At 39.8% G+C, this 12,292-nt stretch carries 12 protein-coding genes; 2 read left to right on the plus strand and 10 right to left on the minus strand.

The window, feature by feature from the left end; all coding sequences use genetic code 11:
- Positions 1–4 precede the first annotated feature (4 nt).
- Complete coding sequence (locus AC25CA_RS10380) at positions 5–607, plus strand: TetR/AcrR family transcriptional regulator (RefSeq protein WP_486813750.1); 603 nt, start codon at positions 5–7, stop codon at positions 605–607.
- Positions 608–668: 61 nt separating this feature from the next.
- Here the strand turns inward: AC25CA_RS10380 and AC25CA_RS10385 are convergent, their stop codons facing one another.
- The 8 genes from AC25CA_RS10385 to AC25CA_RS10420 all read right to left on the minus strand — a co-directional run bounded on the left by AC25CA_RS10385 (position 669) and on the right by AC25CA_RS10420 (position 8,353).
- Entirely contained in the window at positions 669–2,135 is a 1,467-nt protein-coding gene (locus tag AC25CA_RS10385; RefSeq protein WP_486813751.1) for a DEAD/DEAH box helicase, read from the minus strand.
- A 154-nt stretch (positions 2,136–2,289) separates the two neighbouring features.
- The gene (locus AC25CA_RS10390; protein ID WP_486813752.1) at positions 2,290–2,454 is read right to left on the minus strand and encodes a hypothetical protein; all 165 of its coding nucleotides are present in this window, start codon (positions 2,452–2,454) and stop codon (positions 2,290–2,292) included.
- Positions 2,455–2,576: 122 nt separating this feature from the next.
- Positions 2,577–3,674, minus strand: coding sequence for a GGDEF domain-containing protein (locus AC25CA_RS10395; protein ID WP_486813753.1), 1,098 nt, complete (start codon positions 3,672–3,674; stop codon positions 2,577–2,579).
- A gap of 210 nt (positions 3,675–3,884) precedes the next feature.
- A complete protein-coding gene (locus tag AC25CA_RS10400) occupies positions 3,885–5,069 on the minus strand; it encodes a pyridoxal phosphate-dependent aminotransferase (protein WP_486813754.1) in 1,185 nt (394 codons plus the stop codon).
- Positions 5,070–5,199: 130 nt separating this feature from the next.
- On the minus strand, positions 5,200–6,420 hold the full coding sequence (locus AC25CA_RS10405) for a M20 family metallo-hydrolase (RefSeq protein WP_486813755.1): 1,221 nt from the start codon (positions 6,418–6,420) through the stop codon (positions 5,200–5,202).
- Positions 6,421–6,572: 152 nt separating this feature from the next.
- Positions 6,573–7,193, minus strand: a complete 621-nt coding sequence (locus AC25CA_RS10410) for a hypothetical protein (RefSeq protein ID WP_486813756.1) — start codon at positions 7,191–7,193, stop codon at positions 6,573–6,575.
- On the minus strand, positions 7,183–7,824 hold the full coding sequence (locus AC25CA_RS10415; protein ID WP_486813757.1) for an RNA polymerase sigma factor: 642 nt from the start codon (positions 7,822–7,824) through the stop codon (positions 7,183–7,185). The genes AC25CA_RS10410 and AC25CA_RS10415 overlap by 11 nt, the downstream gene beginning before the upstream one ends.
- Before the next feature lie 28 nt (positions 7,825–7,852).
- Entirely contained in the window at positions 7,853–8,353 is a 501-nt protein-coding gene (locus AC25CA_RS10420) for a DUF4367 domain-containing protein (RefSeq protein WP_486813758.1), read from the minus strand.
- 244 nt (positions 8,354–8,597) lie between these two features.
- Between AC25CA_RS10420 and AC25CA_RS10425 the strand changes: the two genes are divergently transcribed.
- Complete coding sequence (locus tag AC25CA_RS10425) at positions 8,598–8,816, plus strand: hypothetical protein (protein ID WP_486813759.1); 219 nt, start codon at positions 8,598–8,600, stop codon at positions 8,814–8,816.
- A 91-nt stretch (positions 8,817–8,907) separates the two neighbouring features.
- Here AC25CA_RS10425 and AC25CA_RS10430 read toward each other — a convergent pair whose 3' ends face one another.
- The gene (locus AC25CA_RS10430) at positions 8,908–10,824 is read right to left on the minus strand and encodes an ABC-F family ATP-binding cassette domain-containing protein (RefSeq protein ID WP_486813760.1); all 1,917 of its coding nucleotides are present in this window, start codon (positions 10,822–10,824) and stop codon (positions 8,908–8,910) included.
- Between the two features lie 130 nt (positions 10,825–10,954).
- Positions 10,955–12,292 (minus strand): sensor histidine kinase, encoded by a 1,338-nt coding sequence (locus AC25CA_RS10435; protein ID WP_486813761.1) that lies wholly within the window; start codon positions 12,290–12,292, stop codon positions 10,955–10,957.

Genomic DNA, 12,292 nt, shown 5'->3' on the forward strand with positions numbered 1-12,292 from the left:
CATCGTGCCAAAGATAATCAAAGATCTTCAATCTCGCATCGTAAAAACCGCAATTCGCATTTTTCAAGAAGAAGGATTCTCTGCCATCGACATTCGAAGAATCGCAAAAGAGTCACAAATCGCTGTTGGCACCCTATATAATTATTTTCCCAACAAAAAAGCCCTTCTCTATGAGGTCTTTCAAAATCTGTGGGCTGAATCAATCAAAAAGCTTGATCGATTGATTGAGGAATCAGAAGCCAGCGAGGCTCTCTTTACTGACTATGCAGTTGCTTTACATCACGAAATGTTGCAAAAAAAAGGCATCGGCAAGCACTTGTTTCGCATGGAATTGATCGAATCGAATGAAGATGATATCGCCATGAAGCCCTTGTTTACTCATACACTCAACCAAGAAATTCAACAAGAACAGATGAAAAAAGTGATCTTAAAAAGCTACGGCCTCACCGAAGAACGACTTACCACAAAAAACTTAAACCGACTAACCAAAACAGCCATCCTGTTGTTAATGATAGGAGGAACAAGCGATCAAGAGTATAGCCAGTTTTTATGTGATCTTTTCGGCTCCTATATTCGCGAATGTAAAACCCTTTCTCCATCAAATTGAAAAAAAAGGCATCCGTTCCTCCTCAATCACTCGAGTAGGGGCGGATGCCTATCTATTTCATTTAATACCGCAAATCTCGTTCCAAATCCACCATGCTGACACGGCGAATTCGACCTTTAATCGGCTTTTTCTGTAACACTTGATAAACCATTTCACCCTTGTCGTGAAGAATTTCTACAAAGGTCGAGATGTCCATAATATTAATGATGCCTATATCCTGCGCTGTCATCCCATCGATATTGCAAAGGGTACCTACAATATCAACCGCACGCATCTTTGTCTTCTTTCCGGCGTTGATATGCAACTTCACAATTCCCTCGTTAAGCTGCGCTCCCTTGCTTTCCTTTTCCTCGGGGATTTCACCTATCTTTTCTTCAAAGGCAAGTCGCGCTTCCTCAATCGCTTCAAAAGAAGGTCGCTCGACCTCTTCAATCTCTTTTCCTATATATTCGTGAATCGCTTCAAGATATCGTTCTTCATAATGCGCAAAAAAGGTAACCGCTCTACCCGACTTTCCTTTTCTACCAGTTCGCCCAATGCGATGCACGTAACGTTCCGGATCTTGTGGTACGTCGTAATTTACAACCAGAGATATATTATCCACATCGATTCCCCTTGCAGCAACATCCGTCGCAATCAAGTATCGATAAAACCCTGATTTGAAATCATTCATGACTCGCAAACGGTCTCTTTGTTCCATTCCACCATGAATCTTGTCGCAGCTATAATTCAATTCGGAAAGCATTTCTTCCACTTCATCCACCTGAACTTGCGTGTTGCAGAAGATGATGCAGCTGTCTGGATTCTCAACAATAGAAATATCCTTCAACAACTGGAGCTTCCCTTTTTGGCTGGACTGAATTCGCACTTGTTCAATCCGATCTGTTGCTGAATTTTCTTCCTCAATTTCTACAATCATCGGATCTTTCATATAGGCTTGGCACAAAGATTCAATGCGGTCAGGCAAGGTTGCCGAAAAAAGCATGGTAACCCGGTCCTCTGGTACACTTGTGATAATCGCATCCAATTGATCGATAAAGCCCATATTCAACATTTCATCAGCCTCGTCAATCACTAGGTATTTCACTTGCGACAAATCGAGGCTTCCTTTTTCAATATGGTCGATCACACGACCCGGTGTGCCCACAACAATATGTGTTTTTTGTTTTAACTGACGTTCTTGAATGTGAAACGGCGATTTTCCATAGACTGCCGCAACCTTCAAGCGCTTAAAACGGCCCAAATTAAATAGATCTTCTTTCACTTGAATCGCCAATTCTCTTGTTGGGGCTAAAACAAGAGCCTGAGGCTTGTTCTCCTCCCAATCGATTAAATCACAAAGGGGAATACCAAAAGCCGCTGTTTTCCCGCTGCCGGTTTGTGACTTTACAATAATATCTTTTTCTTCTAAAACCGTTGGTATCACTTTTTGTTGCACCTTGGTTGGATTTTTAAATTCCAATAATTCAATCGCCTTTTGCACAGGCGCACTTAATTTAAACTCACTAAATAACTTCATATTCATCATTTCACTCTTATTCTCTCATTTTATTTACGCTCTCAACTTCATAACTTTTCTAGTCTATCACACAGATACAAGTCCGTAAATGAAAGATATTGACAAAAAAATAAGAAAAGGCATCAGCCTTTCCTCATTACGTTTCCAATTAATCAATTACTTCTTATTTGTCACCAGCGCCACCACGTTTAATTGTTTTAAACGCTTTCGTGTTAGCTCCCACTTTGTTGTTTGATGTTTCATGGGAATAACCTTGTTTCGCACTCGCCATTTTCTTTTCTTCAATTAGTTTTTTCATGCGTTCCATCGTTGCTTTCTTATCAGCCATTGAACTCTCCTTGGTCTTTATTTCATACACCATTTCACATTTGGTATCTGTATCCTTTTATTATACCACGAGAAATCAATTTTTGCTCTTTACTCTTCCTTCGTAAACAAAATCCATATGCCTTATGATGTCTTTTGTGTTTTTCTTTTCTTGGTTCGATACATAATCGTATCCGCTTTCTTTATCAATAATTCGGCGGAACAGCAATCTTCTGGATAGTTTGCATATCCAATGCTAACCCCTAAAAACGATATTTGATTTTCAAAAGTAGCATGAATTCGTTCTTCAAAATTTTCTATAAATTCATCAACATTTTTTTCTTTATAAATACAAATAAACTCATCACCGGACATCCGATAAAATTGCCCCGATCCATGAATGGCAGCCATCGTTGCTTTCGAAAAGCTGTTTAGATATCGATCCCCTTCATCATGTCCAAATCGATCATTGATACTTTTAAAATCATCGAGATCCATATAGATCAGGTTGAATGACTCTCCCTGATTAATTAATTTATCCACATCCAGAAAAAGAGAAAGCCGATTGTTAGCTCCTGTCAGATTATCCGAATACGCCAGCTTTCTTAACGAGTTGATACTTTTTGAATCCTGAACAATGAGGTACAAGAGCCAATATAGCAAAACGATAATTGCAATCAATAAAAATACTGACACAAGCCCTAGTCGAGCTGACACGCTCTCGATCAAGCCAAAGCGTATCCACAAGACACAAAAGAATAGAATCCCACTTAATGCGATTAAAAGTCGCCCCAAGCGAACTGGAAGTCCCTGAAGAATGAAAATAAATTGACCCTTGATAAATTTAACAACGAAAAAGGTGCTGATTAAAAAAATGCCGGATTGCACAACGAACACCATGCCATTGTTGCGAACTCCGAGCAAACCCACAACGATGCATACGGCTATAGAATTAACCAACAGAGAATGCATATAGGAAAAAAGCATCACGGAAGCCATTCGATCCCATTTTTCTTCATACAAAGACAAAAGAGGAATCAAAAACAAAAAGCCTCTAAATACGGCCAAGGTTTCTTGTCCCTTGATCCCCGACATCCAAATCCCAAGAAAGCGAATTCCGATGACGCAAAGAAACAACCAGAAAATTGTTAAAGCATTTGAATATTTTTTGCGTGCACACAAATGTGTCGTAAATAAATTGATAAAAAGAATTTCAAAAGCAATTAAATTCACAGCTTCCATCCACCATCCACTCCTTTTTCTGTTAATTTAATTATTCTCCATAATTAAACAACTGTCAAAACATTTTTGCTATTTTACTTGCTTGACCAGTGATTTGTTTATATTTTTATAACAAATCGTACTTTCCTATCATTTTAGTTTTAAATAAACGGTCAAAAAAAAAGGGCCTCATATAGAACCCTTTTTTTCCTACTCATTTTTTCTATTCATTTATTGATATTCCTCATATAGTTTTCTAAATGAAGGCAATGATCTTTCTATTTGCTCTGGTTTTACACAATAGGAGATCCGAATATGTCCTGGACAGCCAAAGTCATCCCCGGGAACCAATAACAAATCATATTTTTTTGCCTTCTCGCAGAATGCGTAAGCATCCGCTTCCAAGGATCGTGGGAATAAATAAAATGCACCTTCCGGTTTCACACACTGATAGCCAATCTCTTTTAAGGCCTTGTACAAGACATTGCGATTGTTTTCATAAATGGAAATATCGGCAGTTTCCTCCACGCATTTAGCAACAACCTTTTGAAAAAAGCTTGGGGCACAAACGTAACTAAGTGCTCTTGCAGAACCAGCTATAGCCGCAAAAATCTTTGGAAACTCAATCATTTCATTTGGTACAACAATATAACCAATGCGATCGCCCGGAAGAGAGAGGGACTTACTGTAAGAGTAGCAAACAAAGGTATTGTTATAGTATTTCGGTAAATACGGCACCTTAATATCATCATAGACAATTTCTCGATAAGGTTCATCAGAAATCAAGAAAATCGGATGTCCGTATTCCGCAGATTTTTCTTCTAATCGTGCAACCAATTTTTGAATCGTCACTTCTGAATATACGGCTCCCGATGGATTATTGGGAGAATTCACAATAATCGCCTTGGTCTTTTCATTAATCAACTTGTCAAACTCATCAAAGTTAATTTGAAAATTTTCAATGTTCGCAGGAACAACAATCAACTTTCCGCCAGCTGCTTCTACAAAACAAGTATACTCTGGAAAGAATGGCGCAAAGGTAATAAATTCATCCCCTTCATTTGCCAAGGCTTTGAAGCAGATGCTGATTGAGGCTGCTGCTCCGGTCGTCATATAAATATTCTTGCCTTCAATATTCATATCGAAGCGACGATTGATGGATTCAGCAATGGTGCTTCTCACCTCTGGATTCCCAGGTGCACTCGTATAGCTATGTAAGGCCGTTGGTGCTTCCTCTTCTAGAAGAGCAATCATTGCATCTTTCACGGCTTCCGGCGCAGGTACATTGGGATTTCCCAGGCTGAAGTCATATACGTTTTCAACACCAATTTCCGCTTTTCTCTTGCGTCCGTATTCGAAAATTTCACGAATAATGGAACTTCTACTGCCCAACTCGTACATCTTCTCTGATATCATTATGCTCCTCCTTATAAAGCTTACTCATTCCTTTACCCTACCATATTTTCACAATATTCTCAATGCAGTTCAAGTAGATCACAAGCTTATATGACCCTTTACCTTTAGGCAAATTCCCTTCATTGATAACTTACCAAGCTTTCGAAAACAAGATTTGTTTTAGAAGCCGAATACCTACCTTCATGCTAGTCTCTGTCATTTCCTCCTCGGGTGTATGGCTTCGACCGCCTATACATGGCACAAACACCAAGGCAGATGGAATATATGGCGCAAATACCTGTGTATCATGACCAGCTCCGCTAGTCATCAAACAATAGGAATGCCCATTTTCTTTACAAATTCTTTCATTCTCTCTAAGAAGAATCTGATCCAAGCAAACAGGAGCTTCATCTGTAAGTACATCAATTTTCACTTCAAGCCCAGCGACTTTTATTCGTTCTGCCATTAGAGTAATCTCAAAAACAATGTTACTGATCGCTTCTGCGGAACTAGATCGAATATCCACCGTAAATTGCACAAAATCAGCCACCACATTGGATGAACCCGGTTTCAATAAAAGTTCCCCCACAGTTGCTGTTGAAGCTACTTTTGTGCTTTTCGTCCACTTATCCATTCTTGATATGATTTTACTGGCATGCAGAAGCGCATCTTTCCTCATATGCATAGGCGTTGTTCCCGCATGATCTTGTCTACCAAGCACGGTGATTCGTAAAATACGCAAACCGTTGATCGATTCAACCAAACCGATGAGCTTACCCTCTTGCTCTAAAACTGGTCCCTGCTCAATATGTAGCTCATAAAATGCCTTGATGTCTGTTCGTTTGGCAGATACATATTCCAAAGGATTCCCTCCCGCCAATTTTACAGCCTCATTTAAAGTCATTCCTGATTGATCGACTTCCTCAAAATCAGAGTTTTTCAGCGCTCCAACGATTGCCCTGCTTCCAATATAACCGCTTGTAAAGCGACTTCCTTCCTCTTCCATCAAGCCTACCACCGCAAGATTATACTTAGGCTTTCCATGTTCCTTAACCAATTCTTCAACCGCATAGATCCCGGCAAGGAAGCCGTATAGCCCGTCAAACTCACCCCCATTTTTTACCGTATCCAAATGAGAACCGACGAGAATGGTTTCCTCTGATTGACTCCCTTTGATTTGGCCAAATAAATTTCCCATTACATCTTGTCTAACGACAAAGCCTTTTTCTCTCATTAATGCAGATAGATATTTTTTTGTTTTTTGATCTTCCTGCGTATAACTAGCTCTCCACAATTGGCCATCAATCAAAGAGTCTTTCTTGATCTTTGAAAAATCTTGAAGCAATTCAGTTAAGATTTCCACCTCTCTCATGAGTCATTCATCCCTTCTCGCTATTTGTATCCCATTATATCCGATTTTCTGACTCATACAGAGAAGGACTCGTGAATTCATACGAAAAAATTTCTATTTATTCCCTCAAAAAAAAATCAATCCCCGGAGAAGGAATCGATTTTTGATCAAATTTATTGAATTGAACGAATCATGTCCGCTATTTCAACGATCGATATTGGCAGTTCAGAAGAAATTGCATATGAATATTCCCCGTCATTCCAAACGGCAAGTCGATACCCATCTTGATCACCACGACATTCAACAGACCATTCGTCAATCGGTATTTCAGAGATTTCAGTATACACATTGTAATCACCACTAATATCCATAACCCCCTTATCCATTCGATAATTAATTGTATTTTGATCACTGATGTAAGTGATTTCTACGAAAGTCTGATTAAATAGACGATATGATGTTTCACTATTTTCCGTCGAAAATATGCTTGGTGCCTTCACTTCGTACTCAACCGATTCAGACAATTCTTCATAGCTATCAAATACCTGCTGATTGTTCACCGTTGCTACCGGTGGAGAAATCGGTAATTCAGTTATTCGATGAATATAGCTTCCCCCAATGACCAAGACCAAAAAGCAAGCTGCGATCGCTAACTTTCTTGTATAGGCAACAATATTCCTCTTTCTTAAAACAGGAGCATCCATCGCAGCTGTTGAGAGTTTTCTCAGAATCCTAGTTTCCATCTCAGATGTGACAACAATATGATCCATCGCTTGATTATACTTATTCTTCAAAATCATACGCCTCCCCTAAGATCCCTTTTAAAATCTTCCTTGCCCGATGAAGCAAAGATCGTACCGTCGCTTCTTTCTTATCCAATAACTCTCCAATTTGAGCGGTGGAATACCCTTCATGATAAAACAGATGAACCACTTCACGATATTTCACTGAAAGATCATTAACCGCATCCCACACAAACAAGAGCTCATTATTTTCTTCAGCAATTAACCCTTCATCCAATTCCATAGACATTCTTCTTTTATTGTACTTTAGCTGATTCTTGCAAGTGTTGATCGCCACACGCAGTAACCACGCTTTTTCATGATCTTCGTTTTCAAATACCGGTGCTTTACGTAAATATCGAATCAAAGTATCCTGAAGGATATCTTCCGCATCGCTCATGTTTTTGAAATACGAGTATCCAATTCTTACTATCGAATTCCCATACAACTTCAATGCATTTTCAGTTCTCATTTGCCGATCATATAGTTGAGATGCATCACGGAAATCGATCACATTCCCTTCATTTTTGACGGTAAAAAAATGAACCCATTTCAATGAAACATACTTGACTTGCTCAATAAAACTCCGCAGACTATAATTTGCATTTCCCCAAAACCGATCATTTATTACCCTACAAGTCATCACGCCACCATTTCCCCTTACTGAATTTCTAGACTACTACTTTTTCAAGCATACCACAGAGTGTATCTTGATCAAGACCTTCAGATGATGAAATCGCATAGCTCAAGTTATTTTCTGTCCATGTTGCCACAAAGATCTTTCCATCATTTCCTCGTGTATTGATTTGATTACCAGCAAGCTCGGTTATTTCATTCTCAGCATATTCATTGTAATCTCCACTGATATCGGCTTCACCTTTGCCAATGCGATACATGATTTCACTGTCACCTGCCATATATGTGATTTGAATCAGTTCCTCTGGGATAACATGTGCAGAGGTGAATGTGTAACCCTCTGGAAGAATGCTTAGTTCTTTTCCTTCAAAACCAGCTGCTTCTTTTGCTTGATCAAGATCTGTGTATGTAACAAATGGATTAGGAACTTCCACCTCAGTGGCTTGTTCCTCTTGACCTGCCGTGTTGCTACATCCCATCATCGAAAATGTCATCAATACGCACACCATCATTGCAATCATTCTTTTAATTTTCATTTTTTTCCCTTCTCTTTCTGTTTTTTGAACTACACCCTATATACAACTCAACTCTTGCTAATGTTGCATACAATCCAAAATATCTTTTACTATTTTCTATTCCTATCAAGGCATGACTTTAAGCCCCTTTGAACAAGAATGATACATCTTTCGAATAGTGTTACCTAAGTCACGCTTTATCTCTATTCTTCATGCTAAAGTGAATGTAGAAGATCGCCATAAAAAATAGAAAGAAGGAAACTCTATGATTAACAAGATCGGAAAAACCTTGCGAAAAGCGCATCGTTACTTAACTCCTGTATTTATTGTCGTTACCATTCTCTACATGTTCGTTTTCAAAGTACCCCTACTTGCCAGAATTCAAAAAGTACTTATGCTCACCATGGCTGTATCTGGTGCCTTCTTATTCTTCCAAATCTACTATAATAAAAACAAAGCGAAAAAAAGAAAAGCACAAAAATAATCCAAGCAATCATCACACGTATAAAAGAGGTGTGGCACCTGATTTTCAGATGCCACACCTCTAGCTTTTTTCTTCGATTAGAATCCAATCATTATCCTTTTCTATTCTTATTGATTTCTTCATTTAACTCATTCAAATAGACCCATCGATCAGTAGCCTGGTCCAACCTCGCTTCAAGTTGATCTTTCTCCTCTGACAATTGCTGCAAGTAGGCATAATCGCTGAATGCTTCAGCCATTTTTTGTTCTGCCTGCTCGATCTTCTCTTCAAGCTCTGCAATTACATCATCGATGGTCTCGAACTCCCTTTGTTCCTTATAGGTGAATTTCAGCGTTCGCGCTTGCTTCCGTTCTTCTTTTTTCTCTACTATAATATCTTTTTTCTCAAGCCCCTTCTGTTCAAGTAGGGTTTCTTGCCCCAGCATGAATTGACTGTAATCAGAATAATTTCCTGCATATTCCTTAATCAATCCGCTTCCCTCAAATGAAAATATACTGTCCACCACTCGATCAAGAAAATACCTGTCATGGGATACAACAACAACCGCACCAGGAAATTCATCCAAATACCCTTCAAGAATCGTCAGGGTTTGAATATCGAGATCATTAGTCGGCTCATCAAGCATCAATACATTCGGAGCCCCCATTAGAATACGAAGAAGGTAAAGCCTTCGCTTTTCCCCACCAGATAACTTGGAAATCAACGACCACTGCATGGCTGGCGGAAATAGGAACCGCTCCAACATTTGTGCAGCCGTAATGGTTCCATTTTTGGTATTGACGACCTCTGCTTGCTCCTTAATATACTCAATCACTCTTAAATCATGATTCATCTCATCATTTTCCTGGGCAAAATAACCGATCTTGACCGTCTCACCAATGGCAACACTTCCCGTATCCGGTTCCAGTCTGCCAGAAGCAATTTTCATCAAAGTCGACTTGCCTGCACCATTCGGTCCGATAATTCCAATCCGGTCATTTCGCAACAATACATAGCTAAAATCCTTGATGATTTCTCCACAGCTAAAACTCTTGCTTATGTTTTCGATCTCGATAATCTTTCTACCAAGCCTAGAAAAAGCCCCTTGCATTTCAATGGAACCATCAGTCTGACGCTTTTTCTCGCTTGTTAAGTCGTCAAAGCGGTCTAGCCGTGCCTTCTGCTTGGTTGTACGCGCTCTAGCACCACGTCTGATCCATTCCAACTCTCTTCGGATTAAGCCCTGACGTTTTCGTTCAGACGCCTCTTCCAGGTTCTCTCTTTCAATCTTCATTTCCAAATATTTTGTATAGTTTGCTTGATAGCTGTATAGTTTTCCGCCATCCAGTTCAATGATTCTCGTTGCCACACGATCCAGAAGGTACCGATCATGGGTCACCATTAAAAGAGCACCCTTGCGATTTCCAATATACTTCTCCAACCAGTCGACCGTTTCATTATCGATATGGTTGGTTGGCTCATCGAGGATTAAAAGGTCTACAGGACTAATTAATGCGCTTGCCATGGCCACCCGTTTCCTTTGCCCGCCGGACAACTTGCCAACATCCACGCTAAACTCGGTGATGCCTAGCTTTGTAAGTACTTTTTTCGCTTCCGCCTCTATTGACCAAGCATCCATTTGATCCATCTGATGAATTAAACTAATCATTTCTGTTTCATACTTTGCTTGTCCCGGATGTTCCTCAATCATTTGAAGTACTTCTTCATATCTCCTGATTAACTGCATCTCTGGCATATCGCCTTTAAACACCTGTTCAAGCACCGTAATTCCGGGTTGAAAATCAGGAATTTGCGCCAAATACCCGATCTTCATATCATTCCCACAGATAATCTTTCCAGCGTCAAGTGGCTCAAGACCTGCAATCACTTTAAGAAAGGTTGATTTACCAGTCCCATTGATGCCAATCAGGCCAATTTTCTCCCCTTGATTGATGCCGATTGATATTTCATCAAACAATACTTTTTCACTATATTTTTTTGAAATTTTTTCTGCCACTAAAATACTCATAAACGACTCCTATTTACTCACTATTTGAATCGACTGAATCAGTCGGTATTATCATTCTATCGTTTACTATATCACGTTGCTTCAGTTTGATAAAGGTCACCGAAAAAGCTCCCCATTGGGGAGCCCTTGATCAAATCTCTTGCGGTATGCAGATCATCATCATAAATCCATTTTTTGGCGTACTTTTAATGGCCATTTGTCCATCGAATTGGGTAACACGTTCACGAATTCCCTTCAAGCCATACCCCTCTACAATGTGGCCACAACCAAGTCCATTGTCCTCCATCACCAACCGAATCGAATTTTGCTTTTGACGAATATCAATTCGAATGATGGATGCCTCACCATGACGCAAGCTATTGGTGATGCCTTCTTGTGCCATCCGATAAAGTGCAATTTTACACCCGTCTTCTAGAACAAGCGCCTCGTCGATCTCTAAATTAACTTCAACCCCACACTCGGTCTGCACACGATCAACCAAGCCGGTTAGGGCATCTTGCAGATTGCTCTCCTCAATCATCATCGGTCTTAAGGCATGAATGGCCCGTTTGACATCAGCAAAGCCCTCGCGGGTCGTTTCCTGCGTCCGTTCAATAATTACAATCGCTTGTTCAGGATCAACTGGCACCATCTTTTTTGCCGCCTCCAATTGAATAATGGCACCGGTCAAGGTATGGCCCAAAGTGTCATGAATTTCTCGCGCAATCCGGTTCCGTTCACGCATCAGTTGCACCTCTTCCATGCGCTGGTTCTTCTCCCGCAGTTCCAATGTGGTTCGTTTCAACTCCTCAACAAGCATCAGTTGTTTTTTCCCAATATAAAACATAAAAACGATCAACCCATATGTAATGGTGTTTCTCATGGCTAGAATTGCAATCACCTTATATTCGGCACCTTCGTTTACCCTCATTGCAATTGAAGACAAGCCCACAAAAAGAACGAGTGGCACAAAAGCAAAATGCTTAACAACAGAAAGCGGATACTCATGAAGGACAAGCAATGTTACCACGATAATACTGATTTTATATTCATTGGTTCCCGACCATTGATTGACAAAAATGATCATCAAAACGGTTATCAGAGATAAAAGAAATCGCCAATTTTGATTAATCGATTTTCTATAGTGTTGCAGAAGCATCAACATCAAAATAACCAGCAGCAAAATTTTTACCCCAATTCCATGTAGGCCACCCGCTGCCAAAAGAAATGCTAACACTTCATAAATAAAGATCAAAACAATAAAGACAAGCTCTGCGTCCACAGAACGTCGAAGGCTCCTAGAAGAATATCGAGATGTCTTGCGCTCAAACAACCAGAAGAAAAAAGCACCTGCAATATTCGCTATTCCCATACCCAGCCAGACTAGGCTTCGAGATGCTTTCAAATGATTTTTACCTTTCCAAACAGAAACGATCGGAATCAAAATACAAAGGTTCATGCAGAACAATCCCAATCCAAATCCAATCAT

Source organism: Gottschalkiaceae bacterium SANA, from assembly GCA_036323355.1.
Taxonomy (GTDB): Bacteria; Bacillota; Clostridia; order Tissierellales; family GPF-1; genus GPF-1.